Origin of the sequence: Kitasatospora sp. NPDC088783 (assembly GCF_044750705.1) — a bacterium.
GTDB lineage: Bacteria > Actinomycetota > Actinomycetes > Streptomycetales > Streptomycetaceae > Kitasatospora > Kitasatospora fiedleri.
Genome location: NZ_JBIVKJ010000006.1, coordinates 394,313 through 417,288, shown reverse-complemented (window position 1 = coordinate 417,288; position 22,976 = coordinate 394,313). Strand labels below are relative to the sequence as shown.

Genomic DNA, 22,976 nt, shown 5'->3' with positions numbered 1-22,976 from the left:
ACACCCCGGAGGAGCGTCCCGACCGCCCCTGAACCGAACCGCCCCTGAACCGAACCGCCCCTGAACCGAACGGTCACTGGACCGAAGGGCCCCGGGCCGCGCGGGCCCGTCCGCCGGGGCCGGTGGACGTGTTCCGGTCCGCCGGGGTTCCGCGGTCGGACGTCAGGCCCCGGCGAGCGCGTGCAGGCCCAGGGCGAGCAGGACGGCGGCGGTGGCACCGGTGGTCCAGGCGCGCAGGCGGGGGTGCGGGCGGGCGCGGCCGAGCAGGGCGGTCCAGCCGAACAGCCAGCCGCCGACCAGGGCGGCGTGCGCGGCGGCCAGGGTGAGGACCTGGCCGGTCAGCGGACGGGTGGCGTCCAGGAACTGCGGGACGAGCGTCAGGTAGATCGAGGCGGCCTTCGGGTTGAGGACGTTCGCCAGCAGGGCCTGGACGAGGACGGGGCCGCCGCGGCCCGGTCGGCGGGCCGGCGGCCGGCCGGCGGAGCGCCAGGTCCAGACGGCCAGGCCGATCAGGTAGCCGCCGCCGGCCAGCCGGACGGCGGTGAGCGCGCCGGGGTGGTGCGCGGTCAGCCCGGCCAGTCCGGCAATCGCCAGACCCGCGTGGACGGCCAGTCCGGCGACGGTGCCGAGGACCACGGGCACCGCCCGTCGTCGGCCGTGGTCGGTGGTCTGCCGGATCAGCAGGGCCAGGCTCGCGCCGGGGGTGGCGATCAGCGGGAGGAGGGCGATCAGGAACCCGGCGACGGCGTGCGGGGTGGCCACGGTGCGCGCCGGGCCGTCAGAGCACGACGCGGTAGTGCGTGGTCAGCCGGCGCTCCTCGTCCAGGACGTGGTAGGCGAGTGCGGGCGGCTGGTCGCGCCCGATGAAGTCCTCGGTCTCCCAGGGCAGTTGGAGCGTCCAGGTGACGGCGGGCCCGACGATCAGCGGCCGTCCGGCGAAGGTCGAGACGGCGGCGGTGTGCGCGTGCCCGGTGAGGACGGCGACCACCTCGGGGTGGTCGTCGAGCAGCGCGGCGAGGTCCTCGGGCCGCCGCAGCCGGCAGGAGTCGGGCACCGGGTGGTGCAGGGCCACCGGCGGCTGGTGGAAGGCGATCAACGCCGGTGTTCCGGGCGGGAGTTCGGTGAGGGTGCGGTCGATCCAGCCGAGCGTGGCCGACTCCAGCAGGCCCTCGTCCCGGCCGGGGACGGTCGAGTCGACCATCAGGATCGCGGTGCCGCCGACCAGGTGCGCCCGGTTGATCGGCGCGGTGTCCGGCTCCTCGCCGAGCAGGGCCTCGCGGTAGGCGGGGCGGGCGTCGTGGTTGCCCGGGCAGTGCAGCACCGGGAAGGGGGCGTCCGCCAGCAGTTCGGCCGCCTCCCGGTACTCGTCCTCCGTCCCGTGGTCGGCGATGTCGCCGGTGACCAGCAGCGCGTCGACGGGCCGGGGCAGGCCGCGCAGGTACCGCACGACGCGGGCCGCGCGTTCGGTGGCGCGCTCGGTGCCGTCCAGGTGGAGGTCGCTGATCTGGGCCAACAGCAGGGGCATGGGGGGCTCCTTCGCCGGTGCCTAATGGTTGTCTTTCGCTTTGGCGTTAGGGACTTTAGGGTAGGAGCGATCGGCGCGGCAAGGGAGAATGTGCACCGGCGGCACGGGCGAGGAGGCGGACGCATGGCGAACGAGGGCGACACCCGGCAGGGGTGGCCCGCACTGGACTTGGTGGGCACCGTCCGCCACGACGGCAACGGCGGCGTGCTCGACGACCTGGCGGAGGCCGGCGACGCGGCCGCCTGGCTGGCCGAACACGGCACCCGCTTCACCGGCCCGGCCGAACTCCCCGACCTGGACGCCGACTTGCACGCCGAGGTGCTCGAACTGCGCCGCGCCGCCCGCGCCCTGTTCGCCCGGGCCGTCAGCCCCGGCCCCGCCAGCCGCGCCGACGCGCACCGGCTGATGCCCGCCGACCGGGCACTGGAACGGCTGAACGCCGCCGCCGCGCTCGACCCGGTCGCCCCGCAACTCGGCTGGGACGCGGGGGAGCCACCGGCCCGGATTCGTCCGCTCTCCTCCACCGGGGACGCCCGCGCCCGGCTGCTCGCCGCGCTGGCCCGCGCGGTGATCGAGTTCCTGGCCGGGCCCGAGCGGGAACAGCTGCGGGCCTGTCAGGCGCCGCGCTGTGTGCGGTACTTCGTCAAGAGCCACGGCCGCCAGGAGTGGTGCAAGACCTCCTGCGGCAATCGGGCCCGGGTCGCCCGGCACTACGACCGCCGGCGCACCGGCCCCGCCCCGCAGGACTGACCGGCCCGGGCCCCGCGGCCTTCCGCGCGGTCGCGCGCGAACGCCCGGCCGGGCGCGCCGCAGGACGTGGTCCTGGACGGTCCGGCCGGGCGTTCACCCGGGCCCGCGGGCGGCTACCGCGGGTTGCGGTCCGCCGCCCGGTCGCTGCGGGAGGCGTCGAGCATGCCGACCCGGTCGACGACCTTGACCCGCTCGCGGTTCTCCGCCGCGCCGAGGGCCTTCTCGTGGGCGTCGAGGTGCTGCCAGCCCTCCCAGGTGGTGAAGTCGACGCCGCGGCTGCGCAGGAAGCCGACGACGGCGTCCTCGGCGGGTTCGGCGGCGGGCCGCAGCAGGCCCGCCGCGTGGTCGGCGACCAGGCAGGCGACCGTCTCGTTGGCGTCGCCCTTGGTGTGGCCGATCAGGCCGACGGGGCCGCGCTTGACCCAGCCGGTGACGTAGACGGAGGGCAGGTGGGCGCCGTTCTCCTGGACCCGGCCGGCCTGGTGCGGGACGGTCGCGGTCAGGGTGTCGAAGGGCAGCTTGGGCAGTTCGTCGGAGCGGTAGCCGACCGCCCGGTAGACGGCCTGGACCGGCCAGTCGCGGAAGGTGCCGGTGCCCACCGTGTTGCCGGTGCCGTCGAGTTCGGTGCGCTCGGTGCGCAGCGCGACGACCTTGCCGTCCGCGCCGAGCACCTCGACCGGGTTCTCGAAGAAGTGCAGGTGGATGCGGTGCGGCCGGTCGCCGACGTCGCGGATCGCCCAGTTCTCCAGGGTGGAGGCGACCATGTCGGCCTGCTTGTTGGCGCGCCGGGTGGCGATCGAGCCCTCGTCGTAGTCGATGTCCTCGGGGTCGACGATGACCTCGATGGTGGGGGAGTGGTCGAGTTCGCGCAGCTCCATCGGGGAGAACTTGGCCTGCGCGGGCCCGCGCCGCCCGAACACGTGCACCTCGACGGCGCGGTTCGCGGCCAGGCCCTCGTACACGTTCGGCGGGATCTCGGTGGGCAGCAGCTCGTCCGCGGTCTTGGCCAGGATGCGGGCCACGTCGAGCGCGACGTTGCCGACGCCGAGGACGGCGACCTGCTCGGCCTCCAGCGGCCACTCGCGCGGGACCTCGGGGTGGCCGTCGTACCAGGAGACGAAGTCGGCCGCGCCGTACGAGCCGTCCAGCTCGATGCCGGGGACGTTCAGGTCGCGGTCGGCCTCGGCGCCGGTGGCGAAGACCACCGCGTCGTAGAAGCGGTGCAGTTCGTCGAGCGAGAGGTCGCCGGGGTAGTCGACGTTGCCGAGCAGGCGGACCTGGGGCTTGTCGAGGACCTGGTGCAGGGCGGTGATGATGCCCTTGATCCGGGGGTGGTCGGGGGCGACGCCGTAGCGGATCAGGCCGAAGGGGGCGGGCAGGCGCTCGATCAGGTCGATGGAGACGCCGGGGGCGGCGGCCAGGTCGGACTTCAGCAGCGCGTCGGCGGCGTAGATCCCGGCGGGGCCGGAACCGACGATGGCCACCCGGACGGGGCGGGGCATGGGCAGGTACTCCTGTTCGACTCGGGGCGCGTACCGCCCAGCCTCGCGGCCGGCGGGCGCGCCCGGTACCGGGCTCCGGCTTATGTCGTCATAAGCCGAAGCTATGGCCCCCCAAAGTTCCGCCTATGCGGAGATCCCGTGCCTCCCAGCATGCACCAGCCCGCCGCGAAGCCCTCCCGGCCCCCCTCCCGCGACCCCCCTCGCGGGCCCCGGGTCACTCGTAGCGCAGCCGCAGCGACTCCTCCTCGGCGGCCACCACCTGCTCCAGGGTGAGCGCCGGATCTCCCACGTGGGAGAGGGTGATCTCGGCCGAACCGGGCGCCGCGTCGGCGGGCAGCCACCGCTCGGGCCGCCAGGCGGACGAGCGCAGCAGCGCCTTCGGGCAGTGCCCGTACACCTCGTCGGCGGCCACCACGATCGCGGTGCGCGGCGGCTTGCCCACCGGCGTCAGCCGCGCCAGCAGCTCCGGGTCCTCGCTCACGCAGGCCCGCCCGTTGACCCGCAGGGTGGCGGCCCGGCCGGGGACGACGAAGAGCAGGCCGGCCTTCCCGGTGGCGGCGACGTTGTGCAGGGTGTCCAGCCGCCGGTTGCCGGTGGCGTCCGGGATCGCCAGGGTGTGCTCGTCCAGCACCGCGACGAAGCCGGGCGGGCCGCCGCGCGGCGTGGCGTCGCAGTTGCCGTCCGCGTCGGCGGTGGCGACGAACACCAGCGAGGAGCAGCCGATCAGCCGGCGGTCCGCCTCGTGCAGGCGGTCCACCTGCTTGCGCCGCACCAGCGCGCTCGGCTGCTCGTACAGGGCCCGCAGGCGGGCCGGTCCGCGGATCGCGTCCGCGGCCAGGGCGTCGAAGATCACCCGCCCGACGCTACCCCCGCCCGCCGCGCGCCCGGCGGGCGGCGTCGGCACTCGGCGCGCGCGGCCCGGACCGGAAGGCGTCAGACGTGCAGCGGCACCGGGTGCACCTCGTCCGCCGGGTGCCCGGTCCGCTCGTGCACGCGCTGCACGGCCTCCCGGGACGGGGCGGAGGACAGGCAGTAGACCGTCCCCGAGTCCGGGTCGGCCCAGGCCTGCCGGAACTCCACGCCCTCCTCGCCCTGCGCCGCCAGGTCCGCCTCGTGCGCGGCCCTCAACTGGTCGGCGGTGATGCCGGCCATCCCGTGGTGGACGTCCATGAACATCGTCATGCCGGCTCAACTCCTCGGTCGGGAGTCCTCCGTACGGAGAACTATTCCCTCCCACCGTGCTCCGCCGGCGTGAACCAGGCCACAGCACGCGTCCTTGCGGCCGGACCACCGGCGCGTGCAAGAATGTGGGTGCAGTACCAGTGACGTTCAGCGCACTCCGGGGTCGGTGAAAATCCGAACCGGCGGTTACAGTCCGCGACCCGTCCGCAGCCAGCGGGCGGTTGACCAGGTGAAATTCCTGGACCGACGGTTAAAGTCCGGATGGGAGGCGTGCGCGGCGGACCAGGCGTGTCAGTACCGCGGCCCACCCGAGGGCCGGGGTGCGCAGCAGGACGGCAGCGAACCCGTGCCTCGGCGAGGAAGCCCAGGCGCCCCGGGGGAGCCGCGTCCGGCGTGCCGTCCGCAGTCAACTCCCATGAGCCGCCCCGGAGTCCGCGCCCCAAGCGCGAGGAGAACCCGGGTGTTCACCGGCATCATCGAAGAGCTCGGCGAGGTCGTCTCCATCGAGGAGATCGGCGCATCCTCGCGCATCCGCCTGCGCGGTCCGGTCGTCACGGCCGACGCCCGGCACGGCGACTCCATCGCGGTCAACGGCGTCTGTCTGACCGTCCTCGACGACAACGAGCAACTCGCGGACCGCCCCGGCGAGTTCAGCGCCGACGTGATGCGCGAGACGCTGCTGCGCTCCAGCCTCGGCGTGCTGCGCCCCGGCTCCCGGGTCAACCTGGAACGGGCGATGGCGCTCGGCGCCCGGCTCGGCGGCCACCTGGTGCAGGGGCACGTCGACGGCACCGGGACGCTGCTCTCCCGCGAGCCCGGCGACCTCGGCCCGGACGGGAATCCGCGCTGGGAGGTGCTGCGTTTCACCCTGCCGCAGCCGATCTCGCGCTACCTGGTCGAGAAGGGGTCGATCACCGTGGACGGAGTGAGCCTCACCGTCGTCGAGGCCGCCCTCGACTCGTTCACCGTCTCGCTCATCCCCGCCACCCTCGCCCTCACCACGCTGGGCGCCAAGGCGGTCGGCGACCCCGTCAACCTCGAGGTGGACGTGCTCGCCAAGTACGTCGAGCGGCTGCTCGACACCCGTGCCCTGCCCGACACCCTGGGGGGTTCCAAGTGAGTGCGTTCGGAGACCTGGCCTTCACCGCCTTCGGCGAGCACGTGAAGGTCGCCGACATGACCGGCAACCTGATCGGGCTCGGCGCCCTGGCCCTCGGCTGGCGCCGCTCGGTGCTCACCTGGCCCGCCCAACTGCTGGCCGGAGCGGTGCTGATCACCGCCTTCCTCGGCGGGCAGGTGCCCGGCCTGATCGGCAAGCAGGTGATCGTCATCGTCGCCGCCGTCTGGGGCTGGACGCAGTGGAGCCGGGGCCGCCGCGACACCGGCCAGGTCGAGGTGCGCTTCGCGAACTGGCGCGAACGGGCCGTGCTGGTCGTCGCCACCGCGGCCGGCACCGCCGCCGTCGCCGCGCTCTTCCACGCCTTCCCGAAGCTGTCCTGGAACCCGCTGCTGGACGCGTACATCTTCGTCGGCACGCTGGCCGCGATGTACGCCCAGGCCCGCGGCTGGGTCGAGTTCTGGTTCGCCTGGATCGCCGTCGACCTGATCAGCGTCCCGTACTCGTACACCCACGGCTACGTCTTCTCGGCCCTCACCTTCAGCATCTACTTCGTCCTGGTGGTGGCCGGCCTGGCCAGCTGGTGGACGAAGGCCCGGGCGGCCCGCACCGCCTCGATCCCCACCGGAGCCGCCGCATGAGCGCCCAGCCCACCACCCCCCGGCCCACCACCCCCCGGCCCGCCGGTCCCGGCCCCGCCACCGGGCCGTTCGCCCTCGACCCGGTCGAGCGCGCCGTCGCCGACATCGCGCTCGGCCGCGCCGTGATCGTGGTCGACGACGAGGACCGCGAGAACGAGGGCGACATCGTCTTCGCCGCCTCGGCCGCCACCCCCGAACTGCTGGCCTTCACCGTCCGGCACTCCTCCGGCGTGATCTGCGTCCCGATGACCGGCGGGGAACTGGACCGGCTCGAGCTCCCGCCGATGACCCGGGTCAACGAGGACCGCAAGGGCACCGCGTACGCCGTCTCGGTCGACGCCCGCGACGGCGTCTCCACCGGCATCTCGGCCGCCGACCGGGCCCGCACCGTCAAGCTGCTCGCCACCGCCGGCACCGAGCCCACCGACCTCACCCGCCCCGGCCACGTCTTCCCGCTGCGCGCCGTCGACGGCGGCGTGCTGGTCCGCCCCGGCCACACCGAGGCCGCCGTCGACCTGGCCCGGCTCGCCGGGCTCCCCCCGGCCGGCGGCATCGCCGAGGTGGTCAACGACGACGGCACCATGGCCCGGCTGCCCGAACTGCACGCCTTCGCCCGCGAACACGGCCTGGCGATCATCTCGATCGAGGACCTGATCGCCTACCGCCGCCGCACCGAACTGCACGTCGACCGCGCCGCCGTCACCCAACTGCCCACCGAGCACGGCACGTTCACCGCCGTCGGCTACCGCGGCACGATCGACGGCACCGAGCACCTGGCCCTGGTGGCCGGCGGCCTGGACGCGGACGGCCGGCTCCCCGAGGGCGAGGACGTGCTGGTCCGGCTGCACTCCGAGTGCCTGACCGGCGACGTGTTCGGCTCGCTGCGCTGCGACTGCGGCCCCCAGCTGAGCGCCTCGCTGGCCGCCGTCGCCGCGGCCGGCCGCGGCGTGGTGCTCTACCTGCGCGGCCACGAGGGCCGCGGCATCGGCCTAGCCCACAAGCTGCGCGCCTACCAGCTCCAGGAACAGGGCCTGGACACCGTCGACGCCAACCTCGACCAGGGCCTGCCCGCCGACGCCCGCGACTACTCGATCGGCGCCCAGATGCTCACCGACCTCGGCGTCCGCTCGCTGACCCTGCTCAGCAACAACCCGGCCAAGCAGACCGCGCTCACCGAGCACGGCCTCAAGGTCGCCGCCCGCCGCCCGCTGCCCACCACCGCGAGCGAGCACAACCTGCGCTACCTGCGCACCAAGCGCGACCGGATGGGCCACGACCTGCCGTGGCTGGAGGAGGACGACGGCAAGTAGCCGCCGCCCCCGCACCACCGCACGCCCGCACCACCGCACGTCCCGCACCACCGCACGTCCCGCACCACCGCACGCCCGCACCACCGCACGCCCGCACCACCATCAGCAACGAACCACCGCCAGCAACGAACAGAGGAAGACGAACATGGCCGGCCACGGAGCCCCCGTCCTGTCCCCGGAGAGCCTGGAGAACTGCGCCGACCTGCGGGTCGCGGTGATCGCCGCGCAGTGGCACGAGCAGGTGATGAACGGCCTGCTGGACGGCGCCCGGCGCGCCCTGAAGGACCTGGGCATCGGCGACGCGGCCGTGGTCCGCGTCCCGGGCACCTTCGAGCTGCCGGTTGCCGCCAAGCGGCTGGCCGCCGCCGGGTACGACGCGGTGGTCGCGCTGGGCGTGGTGATCCGCGGCGGCACCCCGCACTTCGACTACGTCTGCCAGGCCGCCACCGTCGGCCTGACCCAGGTCTCGGTGGACACCGGCGTCCCGATCGGCTTCGGCGTGCTCACCTGCGACACCGAGCAGCAGGCGCTGGACCGGGCCGGGCTGCCCGGCTCCGCCGAGGACAAGGGCCACGAGGCGGTCACCGCCGCCGTCGCCACCGCCGCCGCGCTGCGCGCGGCGCTCGCGCCCCGCAGCTGACACCGCCCCTCCGCACCGCGGACGGCGGTTCCCCGCACCGTGGACGCCGTCCACCGGACTGTCCACGGTGCGGAACCGTTTACCGTCCGTCAGCCCGCACCCCGTAAGGTGAGCCCATCATGGCTTCCAAGACATTCGAGGAGCTCTTCGCCGAGCTCCAGCAGAAGGCCGCCACCGGCGACCCCGCGTCCTCCCGTACCGCCCAGCTGGTCCAGCAGGGCGTCCACGCGATCGGCAAGAAGGTCGTCGAGGAGGCCGCCGAGGTCTGGATGGCCGCCGAGTACCAGTCGCCCGAGGAGGCGGCCGAGGAGATCTCGCAGCTCCTCTACCACGTTCAGGTGATGATGCTCGCCCGCGGGCTGACGCTCGAAGACGTCTACAAGCACCTCTGACGCGCACCTCCGACAGGTGCCTCCAGCAGTCCCGTTCCACCGCCCGTCCGATCGCTCCACTGCTCGCCAACGCGAAGGGTCCGCCACTCATGCTCCGCATCGCCGTCCCCAACAAGGGTTCGCTCTCGGGTCCCGCGGCGGAGATGCTCCATGAGGCCGGCTACCGGCAGCGCAAGGAGGCCAAGGAGCTCGTCCTGGTCGACCCGGACAACCAGGTCGAGTTCTTCTTCCTGCGCCCGCGCGACATCGCGGTGTACGTCGGCTCCGGCCGGCTGGACGTCGGCATCACCGGCCGCGACCTGCTGCTCGACTCGGCCTCGGAGGCCGAGGAGGTGCTGGCGCTCGGCTTCGCCGGCTCGACCTTCCGCTTCGCCAAGCCGGTCGGCGCGGAGCTCTCCGGCGTCCGGGACCTGGACGGCCTGCGGATCGCCACCTCGTACACCGGCCTGGTCGAGCAGCACCTCGCCGAGCACGGCGTGAAGGCCACCGTCACCAAGCTGGACGGCGCGGTGGAGACCGCCGTGCACCTGGGCGTCGCCGACGTGATCGCCGACGTGGTGGAGACCGGCACCAGCCTGCGCAACGCGGGCCTGGAGGTGTTCGGCGAGCCGATCCTGGTCTCCGACGCGGTGGTGATCCGCTCCAAGGGGGCCGGCGAGGACGCCGCGGTCGAGCAGTTCCTGCGCCGCCTGCAGGGCGTGCTGGTGGCCCGCCGCTACGTGCTGATGGACTACGACATCCGGGCCGAGAAGGTCGGCGAGGCCGTCGCCCTCACCCCGGGCCTGGAGTCGCCGACCGTCTCGCCGCTGCACACCGAGGGCTGGGTCGCGGTCCGCTCGATGGTGCTCCGCAAGGAGGCCCAGCGGATCATGGACGACCTGTGGGCGATCGGCGCCCGGGCCATCCTGGTCACCAACATCCACGCCTGCCGCATCTGACCCGCCACCGGGCGGGGCCGCCACCCCCGGTCCCGCCCCTCCTGGAGCCACCCGTGTCCACCCCCGCACCCGCCGCCCTGCCCGTCACCTGGGCGCCCCGCCGCAACCGCGCCGTGCTGTACACGCTGTGCGCCGTGCTGGTGGTGCTGTTCTCGGTGCTCGCCGTCGTGCTGCCGGAGAGCTGGCAGTTCAACGACCGGGTGATGATGGCCTGCTCCGGCCTGCTGTTCGCCGCGGTCGGCCTGATGCTGGCCCGCCCCAAGGTGGTCGCCGACGCCGAGGGCCTGACCGTGGTCAACTTCGTCCGCAGCCGCCGGCTCTCCTGGGCCGAGGTGGTCCGGGTCAACTTCCGGGCCGGCGACCCCTGGGTGGTGCTCGACCTCGCCGACGGCACCGCGCTGGCCGCCGTCGGCATCCAGCCCGGCGGCGGCCGGGAGCAGGCCATCCGGGCCGCCCGCGCCCTGCGCGACCTGGTCGAGGAGCGCGGCGCCGGCCGCGAGCAGCGGGCCTGACCCACCCCGGACGCACGCGCCCGACCCGCCTCCGGACGCACGCGCCCGGCCCGCCTCCGCCCCGGACGCACGCGCCCACCTCCGCCTCCGGACGGGCGGCCCTGACACGCCCCGGACGGGCGGGGCGGACCGGCCCGGAGAAGCGTTCGGGTATCGTCTAGGCTGGTAAAACCGCGGCAAAGCCCACCCGAGAAACGGGCTGCCCGCTTCCACCCGCGACCAGAGGAGTGACACCTCCCCTCGATGGACGATCCGTCCGGTAGTACCCGCGCCGCCGCGCACGTCTCCAGCCGGGGAAGGCGGGCGGCCCGATGACCACCGCCTGGCTCCTGCTGCTCGCGGCGTTCCTGCTCATCCTCGCCAACGGCCTGTTCGTGGCCGCCGAGTTCGCGTTCGTGACCGCCGACCGCGGCACCGTGGAACGCGCCGCGGCCGACGGCGACCGGCGGGCCAAGGGGCTCTCCAAGGCCCTGCACAAGCTGTCCTTCCAGCTCTCCGGCGCCCAGCTCGGCATCACCATCACCTCGCTGGTGGTCGGCATGCTCGCCGAACCGGCGCTGTCCGTCCTGCTGAAACCGGTGTTCACCGCCGTCGGCCTGCCCGACTCGGCGGCCCGCGGCACCGCGGTGGCCGTCGGCCTGGTGCTGGCCACCGTGATCCAGATGGTGATCGGCGAACTCGTCCCGAAGAACTGGGCGATCTCCCGCCCGATCCGGGTCGCCTACGCCGTGGCCGCTCCGCAGCGCGCGTTCTCCGCCGCCTGCCGGCCGTTGATCGCCTTCCTCAACGGCTCCGCCGACCGGATCGTCCGGGCCTTCGGCGTCGAGCCCCAGGAGGAGCTCGGCCACGCCCGCACCGCCGACGAACTCGTCGCGCTGGCCCGGCACTCGTACCAGGCCGGCGTCATGGACGAGGAGTCCGCGACGCTGTTCGTCCGCACCCTGGGCCTGGGCGAGCTGACCGCCGAGTCCGTGATGACCCCGCGGATCGACGTCGCCGCCCTCCAGCAGGACGCCACCGCGACCGACGTGCTCAACCTGACCCGGGCCACCGGGCTGAGCCGCTTCCCGGTGTACGCCGAGAGCCTGGACGAGGTCACCGGCACCGTCACGCTCAAGGACGCCCTCGCGGTCCCCGCCGCGCGGCGCGACCACACCAAGGTCCGCCACCTGTGCGCCCCGCCGCTGCTGGTCCCCGAGACGATGTCCGCCGAACGGCTGCTCGACCTGCTGCGCCGTCGCGAGCCGATGGCCGTGGTGGTCGACGAGTACGGCGGCACCGCCGGCGTCGCCACCATCGAGGACATCGTCGAGGAGGTGGTCGGCGAGGTCCAGGACGAGCACGACCCCGCCGACACCCCCGACCTGCGCCCGCTCCCCCCGCGGGACGGCCTGCCGGTCTGGGACGCCGACGGCCGGGCCCGGCTCGACCAGCTCGCCAAGATCGGCCTGCACGCCCCCGACGGCCCGTACGAGACGCTCGGCGGCCTGCTCGCCGACCTGCTCGGCAAGCTCCCCGCCGTCGGCGAGCGCGCCCACCTGCCCGGCTGGGAGCTGACCGTGACCGCCGTCGACCGGCACCGCACCAGCCGGGTCGAGGTCCGCCGGGTGCACGAGGACGAGAACGACGACGAGGACCGGGACAACCACCGATGAGCGCCCTGCAACTCGCCTTCTCGTTGCTCCTGCTGCTCGGCAACGCCTTCTTCGTCGGCGCCGAGTTCGCCGTCATCTCGGTGCGCCGCAGCCAGATCGAGCCGCTCGCCGAGGCCGGCGACAAGCGCGCCCGCACCGTGCTGCACGCGCTGTCCAACGTCTCCGCGATGCTGGCCGCCGCCCAGCTCGGCATCACCGTCTGCTCGCTGCTGCTCGGCGCGCTCGCCGAACCGACCATCGCGCACCTGCTGGAGCCCGCCTTCCACGCGCTCGGCGTGCCCGAGTCGGCGATGCACCCGCTGAGCTACGCCATCGCGCTGAGCATCGTGGTGTTCCTGCACATGGTGATCGGCGAGATGGTGCCGAAGAACCTCGCCCTGGCCGGGCCGGAGCGGGCCGCGCTGCTGCTCGGCCCGCCGCTGGACCGGCTGGCCCGCTGGCTGGCCCCGTTCATCGCCTTCCTGAACGCCTTCGCCAACGGCGTGCTGCGGCTGTTCCGGGTCGAGCCCAAGGACGAGGTCGACTCGGTGGCCACCAGCGAGCAGCTGCTGCTGATGCTCACCGACTCCGGCGAGGCCGGGTTCCTCGACGACAGCCGCCGCGAACGCCTGGAGGACGCCCTGGAGATGGGCAGCCGCCCGGTCACCGAGGTGCTGCTCGACCCCGAGCAGCTGGTCACCGTCGGCCGCGAGGTCACCGGCGAGGAGATCCAGCGCCTCGCCGTGCGGACCGGCTTCTCCCGCTTCCCGGTCGCCGACGAGCACGGTGCCGTCCTCGGCTACCTGCACCTGAAGGACTCGCTGGAGGCCGACGACCTGGCCGCGCCGATCCCCGAGCGGCTGTGGCGGCCGATCACCGTGCTGCGGGCCGGCCTGCCGCTGGACGACGCGCTCGCCGCGATGCGCCGGGCCGCCGCCCACCTGGCCGCCGTGGTCGACCCGGACGGCCGCCAGCTCGGCCTGGTCGCCCTGGAGGACGTCCTGGAGGAGCTGGTCGGCGAGGTCCACGACCCCGACCACCGCCCGCCCGCCGCCGCCCAGCGCTGAGACGGCCCCCGTTCCTCCGGCCGCGCGGCCGGAGGAACGGGGGCCCGGGGGTGCGGGGCGGTGCTACGCCACGGTGACCGTGACCGAGGTGAAGCCCAGCGAGCCCAGCAGGCCCGACAGCATCGCCTTGGTGTTGTTCTCCGCGGTCGCGGTCAGCTCGGTGTCCTTCGCCGCCTTGTCGATCTTCTCCACGGCCAGCAGCTCCACCTTGTGCTGGTCGTCGGAGGTGCTGGACGAGAACAGGTCGCCGAGCCGGTCGAACAGGCCGCGCTCCTGCGAGTACATGTAGGAGTGCTTGACGTCCAGCGCCGCGTCCGCGAGCTGCGCGTGCGGGATGGTGATGGACGCGGTGCGCCGGTCGTCGGAGACCTTCACCGAGTCCGGCCCGAGCTTGCCCAGGTCCACGTAGGCGCCGACGGTGCCCGCGCCCACGTACAGGCTGCGGGTGCCGAGGATCGCCGACGGCAGGAACTTGGCCTCGTTGGCGAGGTCCACGATGACCTGGAAGTTGCCGGTGGCCGCGTTGTAGCGGCTCATGTTCTGCACCGACTTGAGCACCGCGGGCTGGCTGCGGTCCACGCTCTTCTCGGCGAACGGGTTCGGCAGGCCCGGCAGCCAGCCCAGCTGCCCGAGCCCCAGGAACAGGGCCAGGATCACGGCCAGCGTGACCGGCAGGGAGACGTACCAGGGCACCCGGCGGGGCCCGGCCGTCCGTACGCGTTCCGCTCTCGGCGCCGGGTCCTCGTCGTCCTCCCGGCCGGCGCGCTCCTCCCGGACGCCCTTCACTGGCGGTCGTCGATCAGCTCGCCGTACGCCTGCAGCAGGTCCGGCAGCCGCAGGGTCGCCAGATCCTCCCGGGAGGGCACGCCGCGCTGCCCGGAGAGCCGCAGGTCCCGGTAGGCGCAGGACTTCTCGTACAGGGTGCGGATGAAGCGGCCGTTGCCGAGCTGGTCGATCCAGCCCTCGGCGACCACGTGTCCGCAGATCGAGGTCAGTTCCTCGGCCGCGTCCACGTCCCAGCCGTCGCCGTCGGCCTGGGCCAACTTCAGGCCGATGTCGGCCAGTTCGGCGGGGCGGTAGGACGGGAAGTCGACCCGGGTGGTGAACCTGGAGTTCAGGCCCGGGTTCGTTGCCAGTAGTCGATTCATGCCGTCCGGGTACCCCGCAAGGATGATGACCAATCGGTCCCGGTTGTCCTCGGCCCGCTTGAGCAACACCTGCAGCGCCTCGTCGCCGTACGCGTCGCCCTTGCTGTAGCCGGAGTTGGCCAGCGAGTACGCCTCGTCTATGAACAGCACGCCGTCCAGCGCCGAGTCGATCAGCTCGTTCGCCTTCACCGCCGTCTGACCGAGGAACTCGCCCACCAGGTCAGCCCGTTGGGCCTCCACCAGGTGGTCGCCGGAGAGCAGCCCGAGGGCGTGGAAGACCCGGCCGAGGATGCGCGCCACCGAGGTCTTGCCGGTGCCCGACGGCCCGGAGAACACGAAGTGCCGCTTGGGCGGCTGCACCGGCAGCCCCCGGTCCGCGCGCAGCCGGGCCATCCGCAACTGCGCGGACAGCGCCCGCACCTGGCGCTTGACCGGGTCCAGGCCGACCATCGCCTCCAGCTCGGCCAGCGCCTGGTCCAGCTCCAGCCGGGCGGCCGGCGCCGGGTTCGGACCGACCGGCGGGATCGCCTGCGCCATCGGCCAGTTGCCCAGCCGCGGCGTCAACGGCGAGGAGCCCGAGGCCCGTTCGGCCAGCTGGGCCCGGCCCGGCTCGGCCGCGCCCGGGGCGCCGTCCTCCTCGCACGCCTCCTCGCTCACCCCGCCGGACCCGCCGCGGAACTCCACCGGCTCCAGCTCCTCCAGCGCCCCGGCCGGCCCCGCCGCGCCCCGGTACTCGCCGAACGCCTCGCCGTCCAGCAGCCCGTCCTCGGCCGCGATCGCCGCCAGCCGCTGCGCGGTGTCCATGAACGCCGGGTCCGCCCGGTGCACCGCCCGGTACAGCGGCAGCGCCGCCGCGCTGCGCCCCGCGCCCTCGTACGCCCGGGCCAGCCAGTAGCGCAGCTCCTTGCGCTGCGGCTGCTCGGAGCGGCAGCGCGCCAGCGAGGCCGCCAGCGGGCGCTGGGCCTGCGCGCACATGTCCAGCCGGACCCGGGCCATGCCCGCGAACAGGCCCGCCTCGATGCCCAGCACCGGGTCGTCCAGCAGGCGGTCGGTGTCCCGGATCAGCTGCTCCCAGTCCTTGAGCAGGTAGGAGCGGCAGGCGTGCAGGAAGCGCACCGCGGGGTCCCGCTCCGGCGACGGGCAGTCCGTCAGCGCCTGCTCCAGCTCGGCCAGGTGGCGGCCGTCCAGCCAGTGCGAGGCGTGCGCCAGCGCCAGGTCCTGCGGGGTCTCCAGCACCGGCTGCACCCACCAGCCCAGCCAGTACCAGGAGCTGAGCGGACGGCGGTGGCGCTCGCGCTGCTCGCCGAAGCGGTCGCGGTGCCGGTGCATCGCCAGCAGCGCGCCCGCGGTGTCGCTGCGCAGCGCGTGCAGCCCGAGCCAGGCGTCCGCCATGCCGGGGTCGACGTAGACCGCGGCGCGGAACTCCTCCTCCGCGCGGGCGTACGAACCGGCCGTGTAGGCGTCCATGGCCCGCGACCAGGCGCGGTCGGCGTCCGGGTCGGGACCCGCCGCGGCGGGACCCTCGCCGCCGGAACTCTCCACCGTCACTGACGCCCCCCGCCAGACCTCGGGGCGCTCCTCTGCGCGCCTGCGTGGCATGGTACCGGCGCGGCGCTGATCCGGAAGGGTGCCGCGCGGCTCGAATGGCGCGAGACGATCGCATCCCGGCGGGGGCGGCGGGCCGGGGAGGAGGGCAGGACGACGCCTCCGGCTCACGGGGGAACAAGCCGGAGGCGCCGTGTCTGTGGTTGCGGATTCAACTGATTTCCGCGACACGCAGAACTTAAATCCTGATGATGTCGCAGGTCAAGACCGGTCCGCCCGGTTCACTCAGGGTGCTCCCGGAGATCCGCCCGGTGACCCCGTCGACCCGCAGCGCCGCGTGCGGGCGGCTCGGGTCCGCCGCGAAGTGCGCGTCCTCCGCACGCGACCAACCCGCCCAGAACTCGGCCAGTTCCGGCCCGTCCCGCAGCTGCCCGCGGGCCCGCGCCGCGGCCGGATCGAGCTCCATCCACAGCAGCGCCGCCAGGTGCGGGCGCACCTCCCGCCGGCCCGCGCCCACCCCCTCCAGCAGCACCACCGGCGCCACCGGCACCGCCCGCTCGGCGGTGAAGGCCCGCGCCGTCCAGTCGTACACCGGGTGCCGGCCCGCGACCCCGCGCGCCAGCGGCTCCAGCACGCCCGCGCGCAGCCGCTCCGTCCAGCCGAACGGCTCCTCGTGCGTGGCCAGGTCGTCCAGGTGCACCACCGGGGCGCCGCCGAGCGCGGCGGCCAGCCGGCCGGTGAACGTGGTCTTGCCGGAGCCCGCGTGCCCGTCCACCGCGACCAGCCGCACCGGGCCCAGCGAGGGCGGCAGCGCGAGCAGGGCCGCGGCCGCGGCCGGTACGGACAGCTCCGCGGGCGGGGCGGGGAGGGCGGCGTCCATCCGGCCAAGGGTACGCGGACCGGGCCGGACGCCGGGCTCCGCGCGTCAGGACGTCAGGGGCGGGGGGTGATCCCGGAGGGCGCCGCGGGCGGCACCCTCGCCGGGACGTCGGACCGGCCGGGCCGGCCCGGCTCTGCGGGCCGCGGCCGTCAGGCCGCGCGGCGGTCGCGCTGCGCGGGCACCAGCGCCCGCACCGGGCGGTGCGCCCCGGCGTGCGAGAACGGCTGGGTGCGCCAGTCCAGCGCGGACGGCAGCGCCACCAGGTTGTCCGGGCCGTCCGACCGCGGCGGCTCCTCGCACTCGGGCAGCTCGGCCGTCGGCAGGCCGGTGCCGGGGCAGATGGCCGGCTGGAAGGGGTTCCACGCGGAGGTCAGCACCGCGTGCTGGGGCAGGCGCTCCTCGTCCCCGATCAACGCGATCGGGCGGTCGCACTCCGGGCAGTGCACCCGGAAGCTCTCCCAGGTGTCGGCCGCGCCCGAGTCCGCCCCGAAGGGCGCCTCGAGCGCGCCGGGTTCGTCCTCGACGTCGGAACGCTGGTCGGTGGAAGGCATCGTGATCCCCCTCGGATCGGGCCGGAACCTCTCGTCGTCCGGGCCACCAGCAGCACTTCCCAGTGACGGCACGTCATAACCCTGCACTCCGGCGCACGGTGATGCATTCCTTGTGTTCCTCGCCACATTCCGTTGGCATGTGCCCCCCGGATGCGCCCCCCAGCGAGCTGTCTGCACAGCCCGCCCGCGATCGAGTAGGTTGACGCCTTGTGGAGGAACTCGACCAGCGCATCGTCCAGCTGCTGCTCCAGGACGGACGGATGAGCTACACCGACCTGGGCAAGGCCACCGGCCTGTCCACCTCGGCCGTGCACCAGCGGGTGCGCCGCCTCGAACAGCGCGGCGTCATCCGCGGCTACACCGCGATCGTCGACCCCGAGGCGGTCGACCTGGCGCTCACCGCGTTCATCTCGGTCAAGCCCTTCGACCCCAGCGCGCCCGACGACACCCCCGAGCGGCTCGTCGGCCTGCCCGAGATCGAGGCCTGCCACAGCGTCGCCGGCGACGAGAACTACATCCTCAAGGTCCGCGTCCCCGGCCCCGGCGACCTGGAGGACCTGCTGGCCCGGATCCGCTCCGCCGCGGGCGTCTCCACCCGCACCACCGTCGTGCTGTCCACCCCGTACGAGGCCCGCCCGCCCAAGCTCTGACCCGGTCGGGGGCGCGCTGTCCGCGGTGCGAGACTGGACGCCATGACCGAACGCACCGACCGGACCGTGCTGCTGCGCGGCGGCAACGTCTACAGCCCCGCCGACCCCTTCGCCACCGCCATGCTGGTCGAGGGGCAACACGTCGCCTGGGTCGGCAGCGACGGAGCCGCCGAGGCGTACGCCGACACCGTCGACGAGATCGTCGAACTGGACGGCGCCCTGGTCACCCCCGCCTTCGTCGACGCCCACGTGCACGCCACCTCCACCGGCCTCGCGCTCACCGGCCTCGACCTCACCGACTGCGCCTCGCTCGCCGAGGCGCTGGAGCGGATCGCCGCGTTCGCCGCCTCCTGCACCTGCGGCGCCCTGATCGGCCACGGCTGGGACGAGACCCGCTGGCCCGAGCACCGCGCCCCCGCGCTGGCCGAACTCGACGCCGCCGCCGGCCCCGTGCCGCTCTACCTCTCCCGCACCGACGTCCACTCCGCCCTCGCCACCACCGCGCTGCGCGCCCTGGTGCCCGGCCTGGACGCGCTCCCCGGCCACCACCCCGACGGCCCGCTCACCCGCGACGCCCACCACGCCGTCCGGCAGGCCGCCCTCGCCCACCTCACCCCCGCCCAGCGCCGCGCCGCCCAGCACGCCACCCTGCGCCGCGCCGCCGAACTCGGCATCGGCACCCTGCACGAGTGCGCCGGACCGCAGATCTCCTCCGCCGAGGACCTCGCCGCCCTGCTCGCCCTCGCCGCCGAGACCGACGGCCCCGAGGTCTACGGCTACTGGGGCGAACTCGGCCCCGAGGGCATCGAGACCGCCCGGCGGCTCGGCGCGGTCGGCGCCGGCGGCGACCTGTTCGTCGACGGCGCGCTCGGCTCGCACACCGCCTGCCTGCACGACCCCTACACCGACGCCCCGCACACCGGCGTCGCCTACCTCACCGCCGCCGAGATCGCCGACCACGTCACCGCCTGCACCGAGGCCGGCCTCCAGGCCGGCTTCCACGCCATCGGCGACGCCGCGATCGGCGCCGTCGTGGCGGGCGTGCGCGCCGCCGCCGACAAGCTCGGCCTCGACCGGGTCAAGGCCGCCCGCCACCGGGTCGAGCACGCCGAGGCCCTGACCTACGAGACGCTCGCCGCGTTCGCCGAACTCGGCCTCACCGCCTCCGTCCAGCCCGCCTTCGACGCCGCCTGGGGCGGCCCCGACGGCATGTACGCCGAACGCCTCGGCGCGGAGCGGGCCGCCGCCCTCAACCCCTTCGCCGCGATGCTGCGCACCGGCCTCCCGCTGGCCTTCGGCTCCGACGCCCCCGTCACCCCGCTCGACCCCTGGGGCACCGTCCGGGCCGCCGCCTTCCACCGCACCCCCGAGCACCGGATCTCGGTCCGCGCCGCCTTCACCGCCCACACCCGCGGCGGCCACCGCGCCCTCGGCCACGACGCCGACGGCGTCCTCGTCCCCGGCGCGATCGCCTCCTACGCCGTCTGGGACACCGCCGACCTGGTCGTACAGGCCCCCGACACCCGCATCGCCGGCTGGTCCACCGACCCCCGCTCCGGCACCCCGGGCCTGCCCGACCTCACCCCCGGCCACCCCCTCCCCACCTGCCTGCGCACCGTCGTCCGCGGCCGCACCGTCCACCGCCGCACCGCGTAGGACCGGTCCGGCCGATCCTGCCGGGCGCCCGACGCCGCGCGCCGATCCGACAAGATCCGCAAGGGAGGCCCTGGCCGCAAGCGGGGTGGTCAGCCGCACCGTGGCGGACACCGCCGCCGCCCTGGACGTGCCGGCCCGGCCCGACCCGGGCAGCTGGTGGTCGCCGTCGACCCGGTCTGCCGGACGGTCGTCCACCGGGCGCTGCACGCCCTGGAGGCCGCCGGGCACCGCGTGGTCGACACCGCGCTGCCGCCGACCGAGGAGCTGGTGGGCGCGTTCACCACCGTCTGGAACACCGGTGCGGCCGGCGTCCCGCTCACCGACCCGGACCGGGTCGAACCGCACGACCGGGCCCTGCGGGACGCCGCGCACGCCGTCGACTCCTGGGCCTACGCGCAGGCCGTGCAGCGCGCCCAGCGGCTCTCCCGCGCCCTGGTGGAGGGCTTCCTGGCCGGGTTCGACCTGCTGGTCACCCCCACCATGGCCTGCCTGCCGCCGCGGATCGGCGCCTGGCGGGCCGCGGCCGCCGAGGACCCGGCGGCCGCGCTCCGCGACTCCTACCCGAGGGGCGGGTTCACCTCGCTGTCCAACGTCACCGGCCAGCCCGCGCTCCCGCTGCCGCTGCACCGGGACCCGGCCACCGGCCTGCCGGTGGGCGTCCAGCTGGTCGCCGCCCCCTGGCGCGAGGACCTGCTGCTCCAGGTCGCCCGCACCCCGGAGGAGCCGCTGCCCTGGTCCGGACGCCGCCCGCCGGTCGGCCGCTGACGGGCCGTCGGCCGCGCGGGGGCGGCCGGGGGAGTGAGGTACCTTTCCTGGGACGTCGGACGAGGTGGAACGCGCGTGCGCCCCTCCCGGCGCGGAGACGATCCCGAGGTAGAGAGGTGGTGCGCAGGTGGCACTGCCCGTTTCGCAGGAGCAGCCGGTGGCCGAGCAGGACGCGGAGCCGCCGGCGCCCGGGCCGGGTGGCCGCGGGGCGCGGTGGGCGGACGGCCGCCGGGCCTGGTGGGGCCGGACCGTCCTGGCCGCGCTCTGCGGCCTGGCCCTGGCGTTCGCCTTCCCGCCGTTCGACGGGTGGCCGCTGTCGATCCTCGCGGTGGCCGGCCTGGCGCTGCTGACCCGGGGCCGCCGGGCCCGGCACGGCGCCTGGCTGGGCTTCGCCTTCGGCGTCCCGTTCTTCGTGGTGCTGCTGTCCTGGCTGCGCCCGGTCGGCTGGGACGCCGCCGTCGGCCTGTCGCTGATCGAGGCGCTGTTCCTGGCGCTGATGGGCGCGGGCACGGCGCTGACCTCCAGGCTGCGGGGCTGGCCGCTGTGGGGCGCGGTGCTCTGGGTCACCCAGGAGTGGATGCGCGACCGGCTGCCGTTCGGCGGCTTCCCGTGGGGTCGGCTGGCGTTCGCCAACACCGCCAGCCCGTTCACGCCGCTGGCCGCGCTGGGCGGCGCCCCGCTGGTGACCTTCGCGGTCGCGGGCAGCGGCACCCTGCTGGCCTGGGCCGCGCTGAGCGCGGTGCGCGCCCGGCGCACCGACACCGAGCTGCCCTGGCGCACCGCGGTCGGCGCGGCGGGCGCGCTCGCGCTGGTGCTGGTCGGCTACGCGGTGCCGGTGCCGACCTCGGCGGACGACACGGTGAAGGTCGCCCTCGTCCAGGGCAACGTGGACCGCCCCGGCATGGACTTCCTGGGCCGCCCGATGGAGGTGCTGGACAACCACGCCACCGCCACCGAGAAGCTCGCCGCCGCCGTCGCCGCGGGCACGGCGCCCAAGCCGGACGTCGTGATCTGGCCGGAGAACGCCTCCGACCTCGACCCGTTCACCGACCCGGCGGCCTACGCCCGGATCGACGCGGCGGTCAAGGCGGTCGGCGTCCCCACCCTGGTCGGCGCGCTGGTCGACGGCCCCGACGAGCAGCACGTCCAGAACGAGGGCATCGTCTGGGACCCGGCGACCGGCCCCGGCGCCTCCTACACCAAGCAGCACCCGGTCCCGTTCGGCGAGTACGTGCCGTTCCGCACCGAGCTGTCCAAGGTGATCAGCCGCCTCCAGCGGGTCGCCCGGGACTTCTACCCCGGCGACCACAACGGCGTGATGCAGCTCGGCCCGGCCCGGATCGGCGACGTGATCTGCTTCGAGGTGGCGTACGACGAGATCGTCCGGGACGCGGTCGACCAGGGCGGCCGGGTGATCGTCGTGCAGACCAACAACGCCACGTACAACAACACCGGGCAGACCGAGCAGCAGCTGGCGATGTCCCGGCTGCGGGCGGTCGAGCACGGGCGGGCGGTGCTGATCGCGGCGACCAGCGGCGTCTCCGCGGTGATCACCCCGGACGGTGCGGTGCAGCAGCGCACCGGCGAGATGGAGCAGGCCGTGCTGAACGCGGTGGTGCCGCTGCGCGACGGGAGGACCGTCGCGGACCGGGTCGGCGCCGCGCCGGAGTGGACGCTGGCCCTCGGCGGCGTGCTGGCCTGCGCGTTCGCGGTGGCCGGCGGGGTGCGCCGGCGGAGGGCGGAGCGCGCGGCCTGAGCGGTCGCGGGCCGACGGCCCCGGGTGCGCGCCGAGGAACACGGCGGGTCCCGGGGCCGTTGTGCTGGGTGGTGCCGTGGACGCGGCCGGAGAGGCCGGCCGCCGCGGAGAGCACCGCGATGGAGTGGATCCGTACCGTGTCCCGGCAAGCAACCCCGGCCCGCCCGGCCCGCCGCGGCCGGCTCGCCCGAACCGTGCCGCTGCTGGTCGTCGCCTGGCTGGTGCTGGAAATCTGGCTGGTCACCGTGGTGGCCGGCTGGATCGGCTGGTTCCCGACCCTGCTGCTGCTGGTCGCCGGGGTGTTCCTCGGCGGCGCGGTGATCAAGCGCGCCGGGGCGCGGGCCTTCCGGGCCGCCGTCGAGCTGTCCAGGGACCCGCAGTCCGCGCAGCCGCAGACCGGCACGTCGATGACGGTGCTGGCCGGCCTCCTGCTGATGGTCCCCGGCTTCCTGTCCGACCTGCTGGCGGTGACCTTCCTGCTGCCGCCGACCCGGGCCGTGTGGCGCGCCGTCGGCCGCCGGATCGCCGGCTCGGCGCTGCGCTCCACCACCCCGGTCGGCGCGGACCGGTTCGCCGACGCGGTGCGCCTGCAGGAGCAGCTGCGCATCCACCGGCCCGACGGCAAGGTCGTCCAGGGCGAGGTCGTCGACCCGCCGGCCGGCCCGCGCGGCTCCGCCGACCCCTCCGGCCCGTCCGGCCCGGACACCGGGTACCGTCCGCCGATCGCGCCCTGACGCTCCGTCGGACGCTCCGTCCGGCGGTTCCCGCGCAGTCTCTTCCCGTGCACGCGGGAACGCCGAAGGGCCCCGGGGAAC

Annotated in this window: 24 protein-coding genes and 1 riboswitch; of the genes, 15 read left to right on the top strand and 9 right to left on the bottom strand. The window is 74.9% G+C overall.

The window, feature by feature from the left end; genetic code table 11:
• Window positions 1-162 precede the first annotated feature (162 nt).
• Entirely contained in the window at window positions 163-762 is a 600-nt protein-coding gene (locus ACIP60_RS20030) for a LysE family translocator (protein WP_400686230.1), read from the bottom strand.
• Between the two features lie 16 nt (window positions 763-778).
• Window positions 779-1,525: a metallophosphoesterase gene (locus ACIP60_RS20025; RefSeq protein ID WP_400686228.1), complete on the bottom strand. Its 747-nt coding sequence runs from the start codon at window positions 1,523-1,525 to the stop codon at window positions 779-781.
• A gap of 123 nt (window positions 1,526-1,648) precedes the next feature.
• On the opposite strand from ACIP60_RS20025, the gene ACIP60_RS20020 reads away from it, so the two are divergent.
• Window positions 1,649-2,275, top strand: coding sequence for a CGNR zinc finger domain-containing protein (locus ACIP60_RS20020; RefSeq protein WP_400686226.1), 627 nt, complete (start codon window positions 1,649-1,651; stop codon window positions 2,273-2,275).
• A 113-nt stretch (window positions 2,276-2,388) separates the two neighbouring features.
• Here the strand turns inward: ACIP60_RS20020 and ACIP60_RS20015 are convergent, their stop codons facing one another.
• The 3 genes from ACIP60_RS20015 to ACIP60_RS20005 form a co-directional block, all read right to left on the bottom strand.
• Window positions 2,389-3,777, bottom strand: a complete 1,389-nt coding sequence (locus tag ACIP60_RS20015) for an FAD-dependent oxidoreductase (protein ID WP_400686224.1) — start codon at window positions 3,775-3,777, stop codon at window positions 2,389-2,391.
• A 214-nt stretch (window positions 3,778-3,991) separates the two neighbouring features.
• Window positions 3,992-4,630, bottom strand: coding sequence for an MSMEG_1061 family FMN-dependent PPOX-type flavoprotein (locus tag ACIP60_RS20010; RefSeq protein WP_400686222.1), 639 nt, complete (start codon window positions 4,628-4,630; stop codon window positions 3,992-3,994).
• Between the two features lie 80 nt (window positions 4,631-4,710).
• Window positions 4,711-4,959 carry an SCO4226 family nickel-binding protein gene (locus ACIP60_RS20005; RefSeq protein WP_400686220.1) on the bottom strand — a complete coding sequence of 83 codons (249 nt, stop codon included), beginning with the start codon at window positions 4,957-4,959 and terminating at the stop codon, window positions 4,711-4,713.
• Window positions 4,960-5,108: 149 nt separating this feature from the next.
• Window positions 5,109-5,236: riboswitch (FMN riboswitch) on the top strand.
• A 183-nt stretch (window positions 5,237-5,419) separates the two neighbouring features.
• Between ACIP60_RS20005 and ACIP60_RS20000 the strand changes: the two genes are divergently transcribed.
• The 9 genes from ACIP60_RS20000 to ACIP60_RS19960 all read left to right on the top strand — a co-directional run bounded on the left by ACIP60_RS20000 (window position 5,420) and on the right by ACIP60_RS19960 (window position 13,210).
• Complete coding sequence (locus ACIP60_RS20000; RefSeq protein ID WP_400686218.1) at window positions 5,420-6,079, top strand: riboflavin synthase; 660 nt, start codon at window positions 5,420-5,422, stop codon at window positions 6,077-6,079.
• Between the two features lie 56 nt (window positions 6,080-6,135).
• A complete protein-coding gene (locus ACIP60_RS19995; protein ID WP_199528022.1) occupies window positions 6,136-6,717 on the top strand; it encodes a nicotinamide mononucleotide transporter family protein in 582 nt (193 codons plus the stop codon).
• Window positions 6,714-8,027 (top strand): bifunctional 3,4-dihydroxy-2-butanone-4-phosphate synthase/GTP cyclohydrolase II, encoded by a 1,314-nt coding sequence (locus ACIP60_RS19990; RefSeq protein WP_400686215.1) that lies wholly within the window; start codon window positions 6,714-6,716, stop codon window positions 8,025-8,027. The genes ACIP60_RS19995 and ACIP60_RS19990 overlap by 4 nt, the downstream gene beginning before the upstream one ends.
• Window positions 8,028-8,172: 145 nt before the next feature.
• Window positions 8,173-8,667 carry a 6,7-dimethyl-8-ribityllumazine synthase gene (gene ribH / locus ACIP60_RS19985; RefSeq protein ID WP_100835154.1) on the top strand — a complete coding sequence of 165 codons (495 nt, stop codon included), beginning with the start codon at window positions 8,173-8,175 and terminating at the stop codon, window positions 8,665-8,667.
• Between the two features lie 119 nt (window positions 8,668-8,786).
• Window positions 8,787-9,059, top strand: coding sequence for a phosphoribosyl-ATP diphosphatase (locus tag ACIP60_RS19980; protein WP_111552569.1), 273 nt, complete (start codon window positions 8,787-8,789; stop codon window positions 9,057-9,059).
• Between the two features lie 89 nt (window positions 9,060-9,148).
• Window positions 9,149-9,997: an ATP phosphoribosyltransferase gene (hisG, locus tag ACIP60_RS19975; protein ID WP_400686211.1), complete on the top strand. Its 849-nt coding sequence runs from the start codon at window positions 9,149-9,151 to the stop codon at window positions 9,995-9,997.
• Between the two features lie 53 nt (window positions 9,998-10,050).
• Entirely contained in the window at window positions 10,051-10,509 is a 459-nt protein-coding gene (locus tag ACIP60_RS19970; protein ID WP_400686208.1) for a PH domain-containing protein, read from the top strand.
• Window positions 10,510-10,820: 311 nt separating this feature from the next.
• The gene (locus ACIP60_RS19965) at window positions 10,821-12,164 is read left to right on the top strand and encodes a hemolysin family protein (RefSeq protein ID WP_400686205.1); all 1,344 of its coding nucleotides are present in this window, start codon (window positions 10,821-10,823) and stop codon (window positions 12,162-12,164) included.
• A complete protein-coding gene (locus ACIP60_RS19960) occupies window positions 12,161-13,210 on the top strand; it encodes a hemolysin family protein (RefSeq protein WP_100835149.1) in 1,050 nt (349 codons plus the stop codon). Before ACIP60_RS19965 ends, ACIP60_RS19960 begins: the two co-directional genes overlap by 4 nt.
• A 63-nt stretch (window positions 13,211-13,273) precedes the next feature.
• On the opposite strand, the gene ACIP60_RS19955 is transcribed toward ACIP60_RS19960, so the two are convergent.
• The 4 genes from ACIP60_RS19955 to ACIP60_RS19940 all read right to left on the bottom strand — a co-directional run bounded on the left by ACIP60_RS19955 (window position 13,274) and on the right by ACIP60_RS19940 (window position 17,334).
• The gene (locus tag ACIP60_RS19955; protein ID WP_400686203.1) at window positions 13,274-13,996 is read right to left on the bottom strand and encodes a DUF4230 domain-containing protein; all 723 of its coding nucleotides are present in this window, start codon (window positions 13,994-13,996) and stop codon (window positions 13,274-13,276) included.
• Window positions 13,993-15,825, bottom strand: a complete 1,833-nt coding sequence (locus ACIP60_RS19950) for an AAA family ATPase (RefSeq protein WP_400686391.1) — start codon at window positions 15,823-15,825, stop codon at window positions 13,993-13,995. The genes ACIP60_RS19955 and ACIP60_RS19950 overlap by 4 nt, the downstream gene beginning before the upstream one ends.
• A gap of 316 nt (window positions 15,826-16,141) precedes the next feature.
• Window positions 16,142-16,783: a uridine kinase gene (locus ACIP60_RS19945; RefSeq protein WP_400686201.1), complete on the bottom strand. Its 642-nt coding sequence runs from the start codon at window positions 16,781-16,783 to the stop codon at window positions 16,142-16,144.
• A gap of 149 nt (window positions 16,784-16,932) precedes the next feature.
• A complete protein-coding gene (locus ACIP60_RS19940; RefSeq protein WP_111552575.1) occupies window positions 16,933-17,334 on the bottom strand; it encodes a hypothetical protein in 402 nt (133 codons plus the stop codon).
• A gap of 209 nt (window positions 17,335-17,543) precedes the next feature.
• Between ACIP60_RS19940 and ACIP60_RS19935 the strand changes: the two genes are divergently transcribed.
• The 5 genes from ACIP60_RS19935 (at window position 17,544) to fxsA (ending at window position 22,895) form a co-directional block, all read left to right on the top strand.
• Window positions 17,544-17,984: an Lrp/AsnC family transcriptional regulator gene (locus ACIP60_RS19935; protein WP_176185772.1), complete on the top strand. Its 441-nt coding sequence runs from the start codon at window positions 17,544-17,546 to the stop codon at window positions 17,982-17,984.
• Between the two features lie 42 nt (window positions 17,985-18,026).
• Window positions 18,027-19,640: an amidohydrolase gene (locus tag ACIP60_RS19930; RefSeq protein ID WP_400686197.1), complete on the top strand. Its 1,614-nt coding sequence runs from the start codon at window positions 18,027-18,029 to the stop codon at window positions 19,638-19,640.
• 156 nt (window positions 19,641-19,796) lie between these two features.
• Window positions 19,797-20,405 carry an amidase family protein gene (locus tag ACIP60_RS19925; RefSeq protein ID WP_400686195.1) on the top strand — a complete coding sequence of 203 codons (609 nt, stop codon included), beginning with the start codon at window positions 19,797-19,799 and terminating at the stop codon, window positions 20,403-20,405.
• Window positions 20,406-20,532: 127 nt separating this feature from the next.
• The gene (lnt, locus tag ACIP60_RS19920) at window positions 20,533-22,161 is read left to right on the top strand and encodes an apolipoprotein N-acyltransferase (protein ID WP_400686192.1); all 1,629 of its coding nucleotides are present in this window, start codon (window positions 20,533-20,535) and stop codon (window positions 22,159-22,161) included.
• 137 nt (window positions 22,162-22,298) lie between these two features.
• Entirely contained in the window at window positions 22,299-22,895 is a 597-nt protein-coding gene (gene fxsA, locus ACIP60_RS19915; protein ID WP_400686189.1) for an FxsA family membrane protein, read from the top strand.
• Window positions 22,896-22,976: the final 81 nt, after the last annotated feature.